This window comes from Mycoplasma sp. 1781 (assembly GCF_053851675.1).
This window is the reverse complement of the sequence record NZ_JBSQBC010000001.1, coordinates 43,395-64,690: the sequence shown is the minus strand read 5'-3', so window position 1 is coordinate 64,690 and position 21,296 is coordinate 43,395. Positions and strand designations below refer to the sequence as shown.

General features: G+C 27.2%; 8 protein-coding genes. 5 read left to right on the top strand and 3 right to left on the bottom strand.

Annotation, left to right across the window (positions count from 1 at the left end; all coding sequences use genetic code 4):
- Positions 1-27 precede the first annotated feature (27 nt).
- Positions 28-1,449, bottom strand: coding sequence for a pyruvate kinase (gene pyk / locus ACWXVP_RS00205; protein ID WP_438340534.1), 1,422 nt, complete (start codon positions 1,447-1,449; stop codon positions 28-30).
- A 943-nt stretch (positions 1,450-2,392) separates the two neighbouring features.
- On the opposite strand from pyk, the gene ACWXVP_RS00200 reads away from it, so the two are divergent.
- The 5 genes from ACWXVP_RS00200 to ACWXVP_RS00180 all read left to right on the top strand — a co-directional run bounded on the left by ACWXVP_RS00200 (position 2,393) and on the right by ACWXVP_RS00180 (position 7,693).
- Positions 2,393-3,856 carry a DUF1846 domain-containing protein gene (locus ACWXVP_RS00200; RefSeq protein ID WP_455965987.1) on the top strand — a complete coding sequence of 488 codons (1,464 nt, stop codon included), beginning with the start codon at positions 2,393-2,395 and terminating at the stop codon, positions 3,854-3,856.
- Positions 3,857-3,865: 9 nt separating this feature from the next.
- Positions 3,866-5,050, top strand: a complete 1,185-nt coding sequence (locus tag ACWXVP_RS00195; RefSeq protein ID WP_456012507.1) for a phosphopentomutase — start codon at positions 3,866-3,868, stop codon at positions 5,048-5,050.
- 69 nt (positions 5,051-5,119) lie between these two features.
- Positions 5,120-6,553 (top strand): proline--tRNA ligase, encoded by a 1,434-nt coding sequence (proS, locus tag ACWXVP_RS00190; protein ID WP_456012505.1) that lies wholly within the window; start codon positions 5,120-5,122, stop codon positions 6,551-6,553.
- Between the two features lie 17 nt (positions 6,554-6,570).
- Positions 6,571-6,873 (top strand): thioredoxin family protein, encoded by a 303-nt coding sequence (locus ACWXVP_RS00185; RefSeq protein WP_456012504.1) that lies wholly within the window; start codon positions 6,571-6,573, stop codon positions 6,871-6,873.
- A 7-nt stretch (positions 6,874-6,880) separates the two neighbouring features.
- Positions 6,881-7,693, top strand: coding sequence for an HAD family hydrolase (locus ACWXVP_RS00180; protein ID WP_444704933.1), 813 nt, complete (start codon positions 6,881-6,883; stop codon positions 7,691-7,693).
- A 117-nt stretch (positions 7,694-7,810) separates the two neighbouring features.
- Here the strand turns inward: ACWXVP_RS00180 and ACWXVP_RS00175 are convergent, their stop codons facing one another.
- Positions 7,811-9,505: a hypothetical protein gene (locus ACWXVP_RS00175; RefSeq protein ID WP_456012502.1), complete on the bottom strand. Its 1,695-nt coding sequence runs from the start codon at positions 9,503-9,505 to the stop codon at positions 7,811-7,813.
- Between the two features lie 969 nt (positions 9,506-10,474).
- Entirely contained in the window at positions 10,475-21,031 is a 10,557-nt protein-coding gene (locus ACWXVP_RS00170) for a hypothetical protein (protein WP_456012501.1), read from the bottom strand.
- Between the last annotated feature and the right edge of the window lie 265 nt (positions 21,032-21,296).

Genomic DNA, 21,296 nt, shown 5'->3' with positions numbered 1-21,296 from the left:
CGGTTTTTTTATTAATAAAAATAACTTTTAGAACTCATGTGAAGTAATATTTAAACTATCCACAACAATAAATTTATCACCTTTTTTAGCGCCATATTCCTCTAAAACTTGACGTCCGGCATCGTGATTATATTTTATTAAAGATCTTACAGCTTCTGAATGTTTTTCACAAAATACGCCTGCAGTTACTCCATAACTCCATACAAGTTTGTCGTCACTTACAACACCAATAATATGAGCATTAGGACGATACTTAGCTACCTCTTTTAATAATTTACCACTATGTGATAAAACAATAGCAAACTTATAATCGCCAGGTTGCAATATTGATGCTACTTCATAAGCAATTAGCATTCTTGAATTTTGATCATTAGCAACCTTTTGAATTTGTTTCTCATAGAATAATTCAGTAAAATATTCTTTTTCAGCTCTCTTCGCTATTTTGGCCATTGTTTTAACAGCTTCAACTGGATATTTTCCAGATGCGGATTCACCAGAAAGCATAGTTGCATCAGCACCTAATTCAACAGCGTAATAAACATCAGTAACTTCTGCTCTTGTTGGTAAAGGATTATTTTCCATTGAGTCAAGCATTTGTGTTGCAACGATAACATTCTTTCCTTGAATTCTTGCTGCACGAATAATTTTCTTTTCTCAATATGGAACGTCATAATAAGGTATTTCTAAACCTAAATCACCTCTAGCAATCATAATTCCATCAGATGCTCTAATTATTTCGTCAATATTGTTAATTGCCATTTGAGATTCAATCTTTGAAATTATTTGAATATGTTGTCCGTTATGCTCATCAAGAATTTTTCTTATTTGATTAACCTGTGCTGCATTATTAACAAATGATGCTGCTATATAGTCAACTTTATATTGAGTTCCTCAAATAATATCATTAATATCTTTTTCTGATAAAAATGGTAGAGAGAAATTAACGCCCGGAATATTAACTCTTTTATTTGTTTTTAATTTATGAGAATTTATAGTTTCAACAATAACTTCATTAGGTTTTACTTCTTTAACAATAGTTACCAATTTACCATCATCAATCAATACCTTATTACCTTCATTAACATCTAGGTCCATACGATATGAAACGGTAATAGTATTCTCATCTCCAATTAAATTTTCATATGATTTTTTATCTGTTCTAATAGTTAATTTATGTTTAGCAGGAATTAAGCAAACGCCATCTTGCATCTTACCAATTCTGATTTCTGGCCCCTTTGTATCCAACATCAATGAAATTGGTCTATCTATTTCTTTTGATATTTGTCTAGCAATGTCAAACTTTCTTTTATGATCGTCAATTGTACCATGTGAAAAATTTGCTCTAATGGTTGTAACACCAGCTTCAATTAAAGCTTTCATTGTTTCATAACTTTCACTTGAAGGTCCGACTGTAGCGACTATCTTAGTTCTTAGTTCATTAAATTTCATGTTATGCCTTTCGAAATTTTTTATATAATAAAATTTTACTCTTTATTTAAAACTTGTTTTTTTAAATAATGATAAAAATACCAAAATTACTTTCCTTTAAAGATTTTTTAATTTTACATTAGTTAAGATTTGACTGCAATAATAAATTAGCAAGATAAAAAATTATTTTTCTACTAATTTTAAGGGACAAAATATACAAGGTAGATAAAAATCTACACAAAGATGGGAACAAACAAATAAAATTCAATTATTAACTTTTTAAAACACCAAAAACTTATATGCTAAAATCAGTTTTGTTTCTATATCTAAAGAATCTTTCTTTGCCAAAAACATATTTTTTACAATAAAAATTGCACTAAAAAAACAATATATTTTAATTTTATAAATACAACTATAGTTTAAAAAAATATTTAAAAAAGCGAAATTTAAAAAATTAGTAATAACATATTAGGTTCTTTTTTACTTTATATTATTTAAAAATTAAAATAAATAAATCTATCTTTAAGAAGCATCTAAAATTTTTTGCACTATAAATAGTACCGTCTATCATTTGATCTTAATAGTTTCACTGATGATGTAGCATTCTATAAAAGTTTATTTACTACCTAAAAATCAAAAATGTATGAGGATTTATAGTCTTGGCGCTTTTGATAAAATGAGCATTCAACACGGTTAATTGCAAAATAAAAATCGTTTTTATATAACAAAGTTCAATGTAAAGAAGCAATTTAATTGTCAAAATTCCCCTTTATTAATTTTTTGTAATCATAATTTTTAAAAGCTCATCTAAACTTTAAAAACTAATTATCATTATATAGTTTATGAAGCGTTGCGTTGTTCTTCCTTTTAAAAGATGACTATTTGCAATTTCTTAATATCATAATATTAAATTGTTATAAAATTATTTAAGAATTAAAATAAATTTATATTTTAGGAAAAATTTATGGAAATTGGTTTTGATAATAACAAATATATTAATCTTCAATCTGATGAAATTAGGAAAAGAATTGATAAGTTTGGCAATAAATTATATGTTGAATTTGGTGGAAAACTATTCAATGACTTTCATGCCACAAGAGTTTTGCCTGGATTTAAACATGATGCAAAATTACAAATGCTGTTAAAACTTAAAGACGAAGTTGAAATAATGTTAGTAATTGCTGCCCAGGATATAAAAAACAGAAAAATAAGGTCTGACATTAATATTACATATGAAGAGGATATTTTTAGAATTATTAATAAATTTAAAAAATATGACCTTGAGGTTAAAAATGTTGTAATAACACAATATGAAGATTCTATTCAAATCAAGTCCTTTATTCATAGGCTAACTAAACGAAGGATTAATGTTGTTAAGCAATATCATATAAAAAACTATCCCCACGACATTGAACATATTGTATCTGAAAGCGGTTTTGGCAAAAATGACTACGCTATTACTAAAAAAAGAATCATTGTCGTAACGGCGCCAGGACCAGGATCTGGAAAATTAAGTGCAATACTTTCACAACTATATCACGACAATAAGAATAATATAAAATCTGGCTATGCTAAGTTTGAAACTTTTCCCATTTGAAATCTACAAGTAAATCATCCTACCAACCTAGCATATGAAGCAGCTACAGTAGATTTAAATGATATAAATATGGTCGACTCATTTCATTGGAACGCATATAAAATCAAGGCGACAAATTACAATCGAGATCTTGAAGCATTTCCAATATTAAATAATTTATTAACAAAAATATACAATACATCACTGTACAAATCGCCAACAGATATGGGTGTTAATATGGCAGGATTTTGTATTACCAACGATCAAGCAGTTACCATAGCCTCTCAAAAAGAAATAGTATGTAGGTATTATCAAACCAAAGTAAATTACCAACAAGATAAATGTCCAAAAGTCTATCTAAATAGATTAAATAAAATAATTAAAAATAACAATATTGACCCTAATATTATAGGATCAATAAAATTTGCAAATGAATACACCAATAAAAATAATGTAGTTTGCTCAGCTATTGAAATAAATTCTGGTCATGTTTTGTTAGGGAAAGAATCTAAGTTATTAAATTCTAATAGTGCTGTAGTTCTAAATGCCTTAAAGTACTTTGCAAAAATTGATTCAACAATTGACGTTCTAAATCCTGATGTCATAGAATTAGTTAAGGATTTAAAACAAAACTTACATTACAATCATCTATCACTTGATGTTAAAGAAACACTTATGGCCCTTTCAATTAGTGCGCTAACATCTAAAATAGCTAAAAAAGCATATGATCAAATTAATAAACTTGCTGGTTTATATTTACATAGGACCACAATATCAAGCGAATCTGATAAAGAAATTTTAAAAAGTATGGATATATATTTAACCGAACAAGTTGAAGTAATAAAACATTAAGGAGAAATTATGAAATTTAATCGTATATTTTTTATTGTAACAGATGGTTTAGGAATTGGACCTGAACCTCGTCAAGAAGAATTTGGTGACAAAGGTGCAAATAGCTTATTGCATGCCTCTGAAGCCTTACCACTAGAAATTCCAACATGAAAATCATTAGGTGTTACCGAAATAGCCAAAATTGCAGGACATAATCAAAAAGTAAAAAAACCGCTTGCATATGTTGCAAAAATACATGAGATATCAAATGGTAAAGATACTCTAACCGGGCACTGAGAAATGATGGGAATTTATACAGAAGTTCCAAACCCTCAATTTACTCAAAAAGGCTTCCCTGATGATTTGGTAGCTGAACTATCAAAAGCATTTGATGGAAGAAAAATTATTGGTAATAGAAACGCTTCTGGTACAGTTATTTTAGCTGAACTTGGTCATCAACATATGGAAAAAGGAGATATGATTATTTATACTTCTCCTGACTCGACTTTGCAAATTATTGGTGATGAAAAAACATTAGGTGTTGAAAAACTTACCGAATATGCAAAAAGAGCAAGAAAAATTTGTTCCTCAAAACCAGAATGGAATGTAGCAAGAGTTATATCGAGACCCTTCATTTATGAAAACGGAAAATTTACAAGAACATTCAACAGACACGACTTTGCAAACAAACCAACAGGACACATTATTCTTGAGGACTTACAAAAAAAGGGTATTGAGGTTATTGCAATCGGAAAAATTAACGACATTTTTAGTGGTGTTGGTATTGATAAAGTGTACGGCCCTGCTTCTGATGATGAAAATATGGACATTGCTATCAATATCGCTGCATCTTCATCAAAGAATCAATTTATATTTGTGAACTTAGTCCAATTTGATAGCCACTATGGGCACCGAGAAGATCCAATTGGATATAGTCAAAATGTTTCAAGATTAGATATTAAACTAGCAAAACTAATTAATGCTATGAAAAAAGATGACTTATTAATCATGACTTCTGATCATGGTAATGACCCAACCTTTGGACCAGACCATACTAGAGAAGCCCTACCTTTAACAGTTTATTCAAAATCGTTCATGCATCCGAAAGTTTTAGGGTCGCTAAGAGGATTAGGAACAGCTGGTAATATTGTTGCTAGAAACTTTGATATTCCTACCGTAGCAACCGGCGATGATATTTTTGATGATTTAATATAACGGCCTATCTGGCTGTTTTTATTTATAAATAAAAATACAAAAACAAAAAAAACTATAAAATTATAAATTGTGAAAAAACTAGAAAAAATTACAACTCAAAAAGAGAATTTTGCAAAGTGGTATACCGATGTCATACAAAATGGCGACTTAATGGCTTATGGCTCTTCGAAAGGTTCGATTATATTCAAACCATTATCATTTGGAATTTGAGATAATATTCGCCTTATCCTTGACAAAAAATTTAAGACCTTGGGTGTTCAAAATGTCAATCTACCTCTTTTGATTCCAGAAAGTTTATTAGCAAAGGAAAAAAATCATATTGCAGGTTTCAATCCAGAATTAGCAACAATCACTGAAGTTGGTGGAAAGAAACTTAATGAAAAATTCTATATAAGACCAACAAGTGAAGTTTTATTCGGCGATTTCTTTAAAAACGAGGTTGAATCATACAATGATTTACCTTTAATTTATAATCAATGAGTCAATGTCCTTAGATGGGAAAAAACAACAAATCCTTTTTTGAGAACAAGAGAATTTTTATGACAGGAAGGTCATACACTACACTCTAATTCACAAGAAGCACAGGAACTAACTAAGAAAATGTTAGATGTATACACCAACTTTATTGAAGAATATCTAGCAATACCTGTTGTTAAGGGACAAAAAACCGAACATGAAAAATTTGCCGGCGCCAATTATACTTTTACTGTTGAAGCAATGATGAAGGATGGCAAAGCATTACAAGCCGGAACAAGTCATTATTTGGGCCAAAATTTCACAAAAGCATTTGATATCACATTCAAAAATAAGGAAAACAAACTCGAAAATGCTTATGGAACATCATGAGGTGTTTCGACAAGATTGCTAGGCGCGTTAATAATGACTCATGGCGATGATAGAGGAATTATTATTCCACCTAAAATTGCTCAAATAAAAGTCGACATTCTTGAATTATTTGCCTCGAAAGATCCAAGAGTAGCACGTGTTGCTGAACAAATTCATGAAAAACTAAATGAATTAAATATAGAATCAAAAATAGATAAAACTAATAAAAGTGCAGGGTATAAGGCTGCCAATTCCGAAATTCATGGTACACCTTTAAGAATTGAAATAGGTCCTCGAGATCTAAACGAAAATAAGGTTACACTTGTCAGAAGAGATACACTCGAAAAGATTAGTGTCTTTATTGATGAGGCAATAAATAAAACTCAAATGTTATTGGCTGATATACAAAATAACCTATTAAGTGAAGCAAAAAAGAGATTAACTAACAATATAAGAGTAGCTTCAAACTATACGGAATTCAAGAAACTGATTGAAGATGGGTATTGAGTTATAACTAAATTTAATGGCAACGGCGATGATGAAGATAAAATCAAGGAAGAAACCGGAGCTTCAACACGTTGCATACCTTTTAATGTCAATATATTGCCAGAGTATGAAAATTGTTTCTATACAAACAAAAAAACTGATAAAGTTGTTATTTTTGCTAGAGCATACTAAATGAACGGAGATTAAATATGTACAAGAAATTACTACAAAACGAATTAAACGACGATCACTTGACAGGCAAAGCGGTTTTGGCTTTTAGAGCGGTTTGATGTTCACCATGCCAAATGATAGGCCCAGAAATCCAACGTTTAGGCACAGAAAATGAAGGAATTAATGTTTTTGACTTTGATATTGATCAAAATCGTGATTTTGCACGTGAAATGAACGTATCAAGCATACCTTCATTGTTCTTCTATGTTGATGGAAAATTAATTAATACTTCACAAGGATATATGCCTGCTGAAGAATTAATTAAAAAATTTAACAACTAAATAAAATATGATTAATTTTAAACCAAAAGCCTATTTTACAGACTTAGATGGTACATTATTAGATTTACCTAAAACAAAAGAAGGACTAAGTAAAGAAAATTTTGAAATAGTTAAAAGCAAAAACGACTCGGGAATACCTTTCATCATTGCCACTGGACGTTACGCATCAGATTTTGTTCTTAATTTAGCTAAACAAACAAATTCGCCATATGTAATATGTCAAAATGGTGGTTTGATTGTTGATTCAAATGGTGAAACCATATTAAAAAACGAAATTCAAAAAGACACTGTAATGTCTATTGTTGAAATTCTAAAAGAAAAAAAATTATTTTTCATTTTCAATAGTGGTAACACAATCTACGGTACATCCTCTAAACTAAAGTTATTCAGACCTTGAATTAAAAATTTAATTCAAAAAACTTATGATGATATTCCTCATATTACTAATGCCACAAAAATCATTACCTTTGGCGGAAGCAGAAAATATATAAGAATGTTAGCGGAAGAATTAGCTAAGAAATTCAGAAACCTTTCACTTCATATTGTTTCAAAGGGTTATGCGATTGAAATTAATGACATAAACGCAGGAAAAGGAAAAGCAATAGATTATGTCTGCAGACTTCTTGATATTAATCCAATTGAAACTGTACATTTTGGAGACTCAGGTAATGACACTTCAACAATCCCATATGTAGGGGCATTTATCGCTATGAATAATGCATTAAAAAACATTAAAATTCAAGCCAAATGAGTAGCTGGCTCTTATAAAAAATCTGGGGTTGCTAAGGCTGTAAAAAAGATCGAAGGTAATAATAACTAATTTTATATTTATTAATAAAAACAAAAATAAGGCACAACCTTTTTTTAATGGGTTGTACCTTATTTTTTTGATTGTTTCTAGCAAACTAATACAATGGTAATATTAAATCCCATAATTTTAAGCAATATTTTTAATAAAGTCCTCAAAATCTAAATTGTAATGATTTGTTAAATCTAAAATTTTATCTTCAAAATAAATTTCAAGACTGTTTTGCGATTCAAGAAGGGTTTTATCTGTATCGATATCTTTTATAAATGTTTGAAGATAATAATTCGTTATTTCTTTTGTTTTAGTTTCAATATTTAAATCCTTAAATGCATTAGCCAAATCATTTTTAAAATTATTCACTAATTCATCAATTTTTCCAAGCAAATCAATTCTAGTTTTTACGGTTTGATAATTAGCATCAGTCGAAAGAAATTTATCTAATAAAATATTAACAACATCATAATATGAATTTATTTCGATTGGATATAATAAAAACTTTTCATAATATTCTTTACCAAGGATACCCTTTTGAACCTTGTCATTATAAACGTCTATTAATTTATTGGCAGATAATAAAAAGTCAATCAATTGTTTATTAAATGTTTCCCTTTTTTGCCATCACAAATCATGCAAATCATAAAATTTTTGCAATTTAGGCATATCAATATTTAAATTATCATCATATAAACCATATCTTTGTATTCTTAACTCTAGTTGTAAATCTGAAAACGCTTTTTCTAGTTCAGCAAAAAACATTGTTTTAGGTGCATATGGTTTTTGATATTTTTCTTCGATATTTTTTTGGGAAGTTAAAGAATCAGTAAAGTCATAAACGTAATTGCTTCTATTAAAATGGGTATATAAAAGTGTTAAAAATCTTTTTAATAAAGGTGTATCAAGATTTTTAACTAATTGTCTATTAATAATAAATTTTTCATAATTTCAATAAAGCCCTTTGTCGTTATAATCCTTTTCTAGAACTTTTTTTAATTTATCATTAAAAACAAAAACATTTTTAAGTTCGTTAGGATAAAGTGGGGATGGGTCATGAGGATTATAAAAGTGCTGGCTGATTTGTTGTCTGACACCTTGCTCATATCTTTCTATAAATGCTTCGGTATTATAATAATGTCTCAATCCCGCTTTTTTAACTTCTTCAACATCTTTTAGATAAATTGGCAGTATTTTATTCTTAAAAATATTATTTAAGTATTCTGCCTTATAATAGCCGTCTGAGATTTTGAATTTTTCATCATTAAATTCTGAATTATCATTAAGAAACTTGCTAAATCTATAGTCACTTTGGTAGTAATCTTTATATTTTTCTTTAAAGTAATTATATTGTTCATTAAGTTCCTTAACATCGTAATTAAGAGCAAAAAATTTTAAGGTTGGTTTATCCTCGCCTTTGTACTTATATTTTAGTAGAATGTATAATTCAGCACTAGGATCGTTAATAATATATTTTTCGTCTTTTAATTGTTTAATGAAATTTTTATCAACAACCTTGATCTCGTTATATTCTAACTCATCCTTATTTGTTATTTTTAAAACCTTAGTATTATCTTTTAAATCTTTAAATAATTCTGGTTGAAATGGAACTTCTTCTTTTAAAACCACACTATTTTGCCTATCCATTGAAGGTTTAGTTTCTTTCGCTGGTAGCACAGTTTCTTTCTTCATTTGATAGGATTGACCTATCCTAATTCCGCCTAGCAAAGCGCCAACAACAACGCCCGTTCCAAAAATAAGCGGAAGTGCAATAGCTAATGCTTTCCTTTTTCTATTTTTTCTTTCTTCTTGCGAAACATTTCCATCTTGCATATATATTCTCCTTTTCATTTTTATTAGCAATTTATATTAATATTTGATATTCGAAAATAAAATAACGCTTATTTTTTAAACGAATCTACAAACTTATTCTTTTATTTACTAATGGATTTTTCTATCTAGTTTTCACCGATAGATATGCGAAAATTTTAAATTATTTTTTATGCTTTTTGAAAAAAAAAAAAAAATAGCGAAAATATAAAAAATAAAATTTTTAAACCTTAAAACTATACTTTTAAACTTTTTTTTAAAATTTAATTCTTGTTTTTTGCATTTTTATAATTTTTCTCTTGTGTAAAATTCTTTTAAATTTTTAAAAAATTCGATTTTTTTCATAATTAATTCCTTTTAATAACAAAAATCTAGACATTAATTTGTCTAGATTTTTAAACTTCATATATCAATATAGGTTTATTTTTTATAAAAAAATTAATATCAAAGTTTTTGCAAAAAACATTTTTGCTAAAAAAACTATTTAAACCAGCAAAAATTATAATGTCTTATTTTAAAAATCCACATTCATACTACACATCATTATTTTCTTCTATATTTTTTGCACTAGCATTTTTTTATATCAATATTTCTTTTTATACCAATAGTAATGTTCTATCACAAATATAAGAATCCTGGCGATTGTAAAAAAGCGGTAATATAAATAAGAATAACATAAAAGCGTCTCATTAGGTGGTCACAACCCAAATATAATATTTTTTTCATTAAAACAATTGTTTATGGCATTTTTTAAAATTATTTTAAGCAATAACAAATTCTTTATTTTGCTCAATATTTATCATTAACCCCCACTAATATATTGATTATCTATAAAAATAAATCAATGATAAGGCTAAAAACTTCTTGATTTTTTAGTTTTTTGAATTTGCTTGCACTACTAAAATAACTTACAAACTTATTAACATTTTGAATTACTCTTATTCTTTTTTAAAAAGGCATAAATCAATTTTTTTATATTTTCCATCCTAAATCGTAATGCGCCAATAAATTACTATTTTTATTTTGCCTACGGAAATAATCGTATGTTGTTGCTCCACCTACAAAAGCAGCTACAAGGTACTCATTTCCTTTAACTTCTTGATGAGTTCTTGCATTATCTAATAAAGCAGCAACGGAAAAAATTCCATCTTTACTTGGATTTTCCTTAAATTTTGCAAAGCCAAATCCTGCAATGGTATCTACAGTTGCATATAAATCCTCTATACTTGTAAGGTTTTTATCTTTTTTAGCTAAACTAATTGCCTGATCAATTAAATTATAGTAATTGTCTAGCGGAAATTGATTTCATTTATGATTTTGAACATAACTGTCATTATATAAATTTGGTTTTCATTGCGTAGCGGCACTGAATATATCTTTAGTGTCCTGCTGATTAAAATATCCAGTTTGATCGTTGCTAATTTGCACTCACATATGTGCAAATTGCGCTAGTGTTCTATCCGAACTATTTGATTCTGTATATGTATAATTATTTTGATACTTTGTTTCGCCGTTATTTTTAAATCCTTTAATAAAATCCTTTTCTTTAAATTTATTAATTAAATTAATATATTTAGGATTTAAAGATTTTTTTGCTTTACTAATAAGAATTTCGCCTATGAACTCAAGTGAATTGAGCACACTGTAAAGACGCTTTGATTCATAGTATCTGCCAAAAATAAATTCACGTTCAATTTGTTCTTCTTGTTGTACGTTAGAAGCTCTTTCAATCTTTTGTTTAAATTCCTTTATATATTGTTCTTCAGGAGCATTAAGAATTTGCTTCTTATTTTTTTCTGGATCAGAATTGCTTGTTTTTAACTGTTTTAATCTAGTTTCAACCCTTTGTACAATTAATTCTTTTCTAGCATTTGATATAATATTTTCTAATTTAGTTAAGGAATCAGCATCATCTAACATACCGTTATATTTTGATTTTGAATCATTACTTTTTAGTTTACTAATCATTGTTTTTAAATCACTTAGTTTTCTTTGATATGATCTTAGCTCAGGAATAATAACATTTTCAATTGTATTTTTATCAGGAGCTAATTGAACTCTTTGGTTAAAAATATTTAATACTGATTTAGGTATTCCACTTTTATCAATTATTAAATAATCAATATATCCATGATATAAAGGAATTGTATAATCATTAAATTTCTTTAACTCCGCTGCACTATTAAATGTTCTTGCATCATTAACTAGCTCTTCATATCGTTTAATTCCATTAAGAACATTTTTGCTTAGTAGGCCCTTGTTGTCTCTTATATATTTTTCAAGATTCTCAGAACTACTTCAAAATCTCGTCAACTCTCTTTTGTACTTTAGAAGATCATTTCTAATTTCTTCTAGCTGTGCTGCATCGCCTGCAGATGCAATCTTTTTAATATAAGCTTTTTCTACTAATAAATCGGTTTTAAATGAATCTTTTAGCAATCTAACCACTTCATTTGCCTTTTCTACAAATTGATTTAATTTATCAATATCATTTTCTTTTGTTATACCCAACTTATCCTTATAAGATTCACGAAGCTTAGACAATTCTTCATTTACTTGTTGACTATGAACTAGTTCATTACCGCTTCCAACATCAGATGATTGTAAATCCGTAATTCTATTAATCTTTTCTAAAACCTGGTCAAATTTATTTATTTTAGCAAGTAATAATCTTAATTTTTCTGATGTATCAGCTTTTGAAAATTCTTCATTTCAAACGGATGTTTTGGTTGCTACATCAATATTTTGAATTTTAGTCTTAATATTATTAACCAATTCATTGAGATTATTTAGTTTGGTTTCCAATGCTTGCACTTCTTGATGATTATTAATTTTAGTACTTATTTTTGTAAAACTATTAACCAAAATATTCTTTAAGTTATTCTTTGAATTCAAGGAGTTTGCTTGATTATGGTTATCATTAGGTAAAGCTAATTTATCAATGAAATTATTGTAATTCGCCTTAACTGCTTCAATATAAATTAAAGCAACTTGTTGCATCCTATTTTCGTCTGGAAAGCCATTTATAGTATCGATTCTTTCTATAAACACTTTTTTAGAATCACCTAAATGTTTGAAAGTGTTGATATGATTTTTAGCTAATACTTTCATTGTTAGCAATAATTGTTTCTCCAATTCACTAACCGTATGGTCAGAAGATTTAGGGTGGGTTCTATTAAATCTTGCTGCAAGATTCGTTTTATTTTGCGCTTCAAAATATTTTTCTAACACTTGCTTATAATAAGCAACTTTTTGACTTCAATCATCTGGAAAAGCAGTCTTTACTTGGAGTATAGTTGTTGCTTTATTTAATTCAGTTTTGATTGCTTGTTTTGCAAATGCATTATTTTCACTATATTGCAGTAAATCAACTTGCGGAGCCTTTTTGCTAATCTCATCATTAAGTTCGCTTAATTCAATTGCTTTATTTATAAATTGATCAATTGTATTTAAATTATCAACACCTACACTTAATACATTAATTGAATGTTGCGCCTCACTACTATTCTTATTTGGATAAGGAATATTATTAATAATTAATTTTAATTTACTCTTAAATTCAGATTTAATTTCATTTATCAAAGAGTTAGCTTCATCACCATCTTGGATAGCGTCAAGTTTTTTATTATATTGATCAAACCTTGTAGCATCTTTGTTATTAAGATTTTTATAGGCTTCAACTAACTCCTTAGATTCGTTATACTTAATTTTAAAATCATTAATTTGAACTATTATGTTTTGCATTGTTTGGATATCTAAAGCATTTAAAATTGTTTTATTAAATGTTGTTTTGTTACTATCCTTAGCAAATAAAGAAAGAATGTCTTTGGCAGTTTTCACTTTTTCATTAAATTGCTTAGCCTCATTTGTTATCCTAGTTATTTCACCATGATAATTTAAATAATTTATTCCTGCTTGTCTAAGTAAGATTATATATTTATTTTGTTGATTGATATTTAGAAAAATCAATTGCTTTACTTGTACAATTGCTTTTGCTCTTGCAATTTCAACTTCAATTTCATTTGCCAGTTGCGATGAAGTATCTGCTTCTTGCAATTTATCTAATCTCGTTTCAAAATCTCTAAGCTTAATTTCTTCTTTTTCATTTAGTGACTTATATTCGTTAAGTTTTAAAGTAGCATTGCTAAATTGATTTCTAAATTGTTCTATCTTATTCAACACATTTTGAATATTGCTTGCATTATTTGCATTTTCAATTTCCATCATTAATTTAGCTCTATTCCCAACCTTTCCAATTTGGGCTAGTTTATTTCTTGATTCAAGTACTTTTTCATTAAATATTTTAGCATCATTAACTTGGAGCTCAATTTGTTGCTTCGTAGTTGCTTTAAGAATTTCATCCCTATAATACTTATGAGCAGCCTGAGTTAGATTATCTTTGGCAATCAATAAATAATCAATAACACCATGATATAAAGGAACCACCTGTTCAATTATGCTCTGCAACTCATTTGGATTAGTTTGAGTTCTTATATGTTTAATGAATTCATCAAATGTTTTGAATTTTGTGCCATTAATTATTCTTTCATTATCGGGCTTGCCAGCATTTTCTAAAAGTTTGTCTCTATGATCAAAAATATAAAAACCGATATAAGGGGATGTCTTTTTTCAAAATACATCCATTTTCTTTTTAACTTCAGATGCATTATTCATTATGGTCTCAATTGAACCTACGCCAATAGCCTCTTTGATTTGCTTTAAAAACACTGACATCATTAATGTATCTCTTTTTACAAATAACATTTTTAGCTTATCATATGCGGCCTTTACTTCACTAACAATAGATTTTAACTGCATTATTTCAGATTGATTATTAGCGCTAAAAATGTAGTTTAATAATTTTTCTCTTAAACTTACTATGTTTTGATTTGCATCTAAAACATCTTCCGCCTTGCTACCGTAACTAATGTCAAATTCATTTTTTTCGAGATCAATAATGGATAAAATATCTCTTTGTAGCTCAACATACCGCTTGATCTTATTTTTAAGTTCCTTTAGTTTTTCTAAGTTATCTGCTCTTGAAAACAAATCATTGTAGAACATTTTTTTGGTAATATCTGTTATCAAATTTATCAGGCTATTTAAGTCATCAACCTGCTCTTTATATTTTCTTAATTTATCATGCAAAATTGTGACTTCTTCATTGACCAAAATAACTTGATTTATCTTAAACGAATCAACTAATTGAGTTTTAATTGTTGCTTTTGATTGGGCGGAATTACTATCTTGTGGATAAGCAAGATTTTGAATAAATTCAATCGCATCATCAGCAATAGCTTTATTAATAATTTGATGCGGTTTTTCAAAAATATCTTGATCTATAGCAAAAATTATACCATCAACTAAGATATCATTAATTTGCTTATGCAATTGTTGTTTTTTACCTTCATCAGCTACTAATAAACTATCAATTTTAATCTTTGCTTGTTTTTTAAATTCGGTTATTAATAGTTGACAAAATTCTTGCAAACTCAAACCTTCGCTATCACTTGCGTTCTTTTGAGGATATGTATGACTTAATTTATTGGTTACAAAATAAGAATTAATACCAAAGTACTTCTCAGCCAATTTCTTGAGTGTTTTAATATGCTGAGGTCAACTTTTAGGAAGAATTTGTTCTAATTCGGCAACTGAGGTTGCAGAATCAAAACCTTCCAAAATTTTAACTAGTGCATGCGAATTGCTTTCGCTATATTCAATGGTTTTTGCTAATTCTATCAATTCTTTGAGCTTAGTATCAAATGTTTGTATCTCTTGCTTCTTTATTGCAACTTCACTATTGTTATTTAAAGCTTGAACTTCATCCTTAATTTTTTTAATTGACTTAGCAACAAAATCATTATTTTTCTTAGGATAAGAAACCCGATCAATTAACTTAAATGTTTCTTCTTTTTTATTTTGCAACTTTGCAGATTCAACTACTAAATTAATGCCAATATCATTAGTTTTTTTATCTATTTCGCTTTTATAGTCTTCTTTTTGTTTGGTAGATAAATCACCTAAATTATCAATTACATCAGCTGCTTTGGCTCTAAGTAATTCTAATCTAATATTCTCAAGATTTTTTATGTCAGTAACACCATTAATTAACTTATTTATTTTATCTTTCCGAAAAGCATCTACAATCAATGAAACCTCATTATTTATTGTGGTTATTTCATTTTTTAATAAATCCAAAATATTGTTAATAGGATACAAGCCCTCTTCGCTCTGAACAGAATCAATTTTTGCATTAAATAAATTTCTTGAATTCTGTGAAGTCGCATCATTAATAGGATACGGTATTTTTTGAATCTTTTGCTTGGAATTTTGTTTTTGAGCTTCAAATATTTTTGCATTAATATCAGTTAACTCTTGTTGTAAATCCAAAATATTTCCAGATATTTTTTGGGTTATTTCTTGTTTTTTAGTTTCCTTAACTAGATTATCTAAATCGGTTAATCCATCAATTAATTTATAGGCGGTTTCACGTTTTGCATTATATATATTTAGTTTTAAAAACTCTTCTTCTTGATCATTGGTTAGAGAACTCAATTCATCAAGTAATTTTGCCTGATTTTCAACTGAAATAGGATACTTAATGCCTTCAATTAATTCCTTATATTTTTCTATCTTGCTTTTTAAATCATTATTAGCTAATTTATTTATTTGGTCTTTATTAATTGACTCATCTAATTTATCATTTAATTTCTTCTTAGCCAAACTAGGTTCCATTGGGTAAGAAAGAGAATTTATTCTATTTTTAGCGTTATTAATGGCTACTTCTAGTTCGCTAAGTTCCTTTAGTTTTAAATAATAACTATTTTCATTTATTATATTGTTTAGTTGTGATTTTAAAATAATTTTAGCTTTGGCGTTACTTAAAGGATAAGGTAATTTGTCAATCTTAGCAATAAGATCAATTATGTAGGCTTCATTTAAAACCGCAACCATTTCATTGTATGATTTGTTATCTAATTTTTTGATTAATTCAGAAGATTTTGTTGTCTTGTCAAGATTAGATAAAGCTTTGATTTTTTGTATTATTTCTTGTTTATCTTCTTGTAATGCTTGATTAATTTTTTTGTTAAATATTTCAAATTTATTTGATTCATCAGCCTTATTGAATTCTATATTTAAATTATCTAAATGCTTAGGATTTATTTTTTCCAAAATTCCTTTAGAATTAAAAATATTTTTCTCAATATCTTCCAGTTCTCGTGCTCATTTATTATTTAATAAATTTGTATCATTAGACATAGTACTAAAATCAACTTCAATCTTTTTAATAATTGAAGTAATTGCTTCAGATTGTTCTGATTTAACTGATGGGTATTCTAATCCTTTAGCTTTTTCAATTAAATTTTGTTTCCGAGATTGACGATATTGAGACTCATTTTCATTTTTTGCTGCATTAATGTTTTTCAACAAATTATCAAAGTTATTTCCATCAACAGATCTATTTAATTCCTCCTTTAAAGCTTGTTTTCTTTGCGCTATATTATTTTTTAATGGACTTTTATCTAAACTATCAATTGCTTCCTTTGCCTTTTTAATTTTTTCTGGAATTGATTTAATTAGATTTTCTAGTACTTCAATTTCATTACTATTTTTAGCTAAATCAATCTTCGAATTCAATATGATAGTTGCAGGGGCTGGCTGAGGAGTATCCTTATAATAATCAAGTTCTAAAATTTGTTTTTTTAACTTATATTTAGCAATCTCGACCTCAACTTTTTCAAGATCACTTTTATTAATTATTGTGGTAATTAACTTTTTAAGTTCAAATTTAACATTATTTACATCAATAACATCTTGCAAGCTTAAAGAATCAATTAAGTCTCTAGCCTTATGAAGTTCGGCAACAAAATCTTTAGTTTGCTCCTTAATTTGATTATAAGAATTATCATCAATAACTATTTGATCAATAACATTATCGAATTGAGCTTTTGTTGTATTAAAATTATTTTTAATCGATACATCTGAATTACTATCATTAACATAGTCGCTCATTGAAATTAGTTTCTTAATTTCTTCTTTTTTATCTTTTAACCTTGCCTCATTGACTATCTTTTTTATATTTTCATAGTCATCATTAGCCTCTATTCTAGCATTAAATGCACTAACTAATTCTTGGCTTAAATTAGTTAACTTAGTTATTTCTGCCTTCGCCTCGACCACATCGCTAGCATGTGCATTAGCAATCTTTTTAATTAATTCATTAAATTCTTGATCGGTGTAAGAATCTCTTAATTTGTTTCAAAGTTCTAATTGATTCTTTTTTGATATTTTATTAATAGCTTGTTTACTTGATTCAATGTTAATTGTTATATTAATAATTTTGTTATCTATTTCAATAATTTTTTCAGAAATTCCAACACCATTCGAATCAGTATAATAACTTTTAATCTTGGAAATAGCTGGGGCATCATTGCTTCCAATGTTAAAAACGCCATCGCTTTTTGGATATGGGAGAGATTCTACCTTATTATCAAGCGCTAATTTATTTGATTGGTTATCAAGTGCATTTTGAACCAAAGTATTTAAATTGTCAAATTCTTCATCTGTATTTGCTTCATCAAATTTTTCTTTTATTTCATTAGAAATTACTAGCAAATTAGATAGTTTTGTATTAACAATAGCAATATTTCTTTTTATTTTTTCGATTATAGATTGGTAATTGATTACTTGTTGCAAATCTTGTAAGGCTTCAATTTGAGAAATTATTTCAAGAACTGCTGGGGCTTTATCCTTATGCGGATATTCAAATTTCTTGACCTCGTTAATTAATTTATTTTTTTGATTTTGCAACTTAGCGTTTATTACTACTTTTTGAATTTCATCATATGTTTTAAAAGTACTATCATTTATTTTTTCTTTAAACTCTTTAGATTGATCAGATGTCAATAAATTAAGTTTTTCTATTTCGGCAATTGCCTCATTTTTATCCTCATTTTTAGCATCTTGAATTATTCTTTTAAGTTCATCAAATTCATTATTATTTGGAGGTAAAAAATTAGAGTTATCAAGTTTATTGTTTAAACGTGCCTGTTTTTGCGGATTTACTTTTTTAATATCATCCTTATAGCGATTTATTTTATCAGCTAAACTATTAATTATTGAAGCTATATTTTTAATTTTTTCTAATTTTTGATTTTGACCTAATGTAGAATCATTTTCAATATTATTTATCTCATTAATCATTTCTTTTATTGCAGGAGCATCTTTACCAGAAGGATAAGGAAGCCTATTAATCTCAGATTTAATAATTTCAATCTCGTCGCCTGCTTCCAAAGCAATAATAAGCTCTGAGTCAACAATAATTTTCTTTATTTCATCCAATGCGATATCTAAGGCTTTATTAATTTTCTTGACTAAATCATTTTGTTTTTCGCGTTGGCCAACATCTTTAATTTTATTGTTAATCAAATATGCTTTGATTTTTTCTAGTATAACATTTAGCTGATAAATATTCGCAGCTTCATTTATTTCATCATTTATCGAATCGCCTAATTGCATACTAAAACTTAATGAGCCAAGTTCATTTATTAGATGCTTTTTCATATCATTAAATAATTTCAATGCTTCAATTTCAATATTTTTATACTCATCCTGCGTAGTATTTTCAGCATTAATTTTCTCTTTAAAAACATGATATTGTGAAGAATTATATGATTTTGAAACATTCATTAATGCTTCATTCTTTGCCTTTTCTAATATAGATTGGGCCTCGGTTATAATGTTACGTAAGTCATTTTCAGTGCTTGATTTATTAGCAATTATGGATTCGAAATTAGACTTTTTGTCGCCTTGTGCAAGACGCATAACTATTTCTGAAGCAACTTTTCTCAAATCTTCTGTATTTGCTAATAATGCATCAATATCTTTTTCTATCTTTTTGATTTCATTCTCTGTTTCTGCTTTAATTAATTCACTATTAAATTTATCCCTTGTTGTTGAATTTTCTATTTTATCGGCCTTATGTTGAACATGATCCTTAAAATCCTTAATATAAGTATTTATTTGATTAATAACATCAAAAATTTGTGAAGGATTATGAATTTCGGTATTTAATTTTTGTTCTATAGCAGTCTTGAAATTTGAAATATTTAGTTTTTTAATCAAATCCTTAGCTTCTGCTTGCAAAATAAAAAGAGCTATTGTATCGTTTACTTCAACCATAACTTCATCTAAATTTTTATTATCTAAATTGTTCACCTTATTAACTAATTCTTCGATCATAGGAGATAAAATTGAACTATCATTAATTTTCTGTATCAAGGAACTATTAATTATTTTGATAAAATCAGCTTTATTTTCAAACTCTAAAGCCTGAAAGAATTTATCTTTAATATCAGTTATTTGCTTAAGATCAAAATTATCGCTTTTTAACAAGGCGCCATACATTTTTTTTATATATTGATCGGATACTCTTGATAACAAAAATTGAGCTTCATTTTTATTAATTTTCTTTGCTCTATCAAATGTATTAAACACTTTTTCAAAAAATATTTCATTTTCTACGGTCTTAATTAAGGCTTCAATTTCATTTTGATTTATTGCCTTATTTTGCTTGTTATAAAAATAGTTTTTCGTTCTTGCAACAACCAATTTTGATACAAGGTCCAAAAGTTTTTTCTTTTTATCATTCAATATTTTTTCAATCTTGTTATTGATATCGTTAAGCTGTTCAATTGTCGTCGAATCCTTTGCTTTTTTAACCAAATTATTTCTTTCTAATCCGTAAGATAGTGCTGAAAGATTATCCAGTGTGGCTATTTTTTGTTTAATAAGTTCGATGTAATTTAATGATTTTGTATCCTTGATTTTATTAATTAAGTCTGCCTTTTCTTCACTACTAAAATTAGAATTTTTCGTTATTTCTTTAATTAAATCTTCCTTAATTTTTTCAAACGTCCCCCGCTCACCACGTTTAGCAAGATATAACAAAATATTAGATTTTAGTCTAGCTAAATCTCCATTATTTGCTACTTTATCTAGTTCTATATAAAATTCTTTAGCTTTATTTTTATCGATTAGAACAACCTTTTTAATTAACAAAATAATTTCATTTTCATATTTTATAAAGTCCACAACTTCTTTCTTTGTGTAGATTTTTTGTTCTAATGAATTAATTTCATCTACTTTATTTTTTTCAATATTTTTAAGAGATTTTGAAACTATGTTATCAGCAAGATTTTTTATTTCTTCTATATCCTTTTTGTTTTCTGCTATTACCTTATTAATCAGTAAAGCAATCTTTTCTTGATTTTGTTTTGTATACTTATTGAAATAAGCATTTTTTAGAAATGCTTGCACTTCAATTTTAAGAGAGCTATCATTATATAAAGAATCGGATTGTTTTTTTAATATATCCTTTAAGTAAAAATAGTTTTGTTTTAAATCCAATTGATTTTTTAAATGCGAATCCAAAAGAATATATGTTCACGTCCCGGCAGTCATTAATGTTGCCGATCCAGCCATTGTATATAATACATTACGTCTCTTTTTATTCAAATTTTTAGCCATATATCACCTCTATAATATACTAAGTATTATATATATATATTGCTTAGATAAAAACTTTTTTATGATAAAAATCAACAAAAACAACAAAAAACATATTTTTTGGTTTTTATTCTTTTTATGAACATTTTATTATTTATATAGCATAGACATCAAAAATAAGCACTATATTTTCATACATGAAAAAATAAAATTTTAGAAATGAAAAACAAAAAACCATCTTAATTAAGAGGTTTTTGTTTACATGCTAAGATTGTTTTGATATATT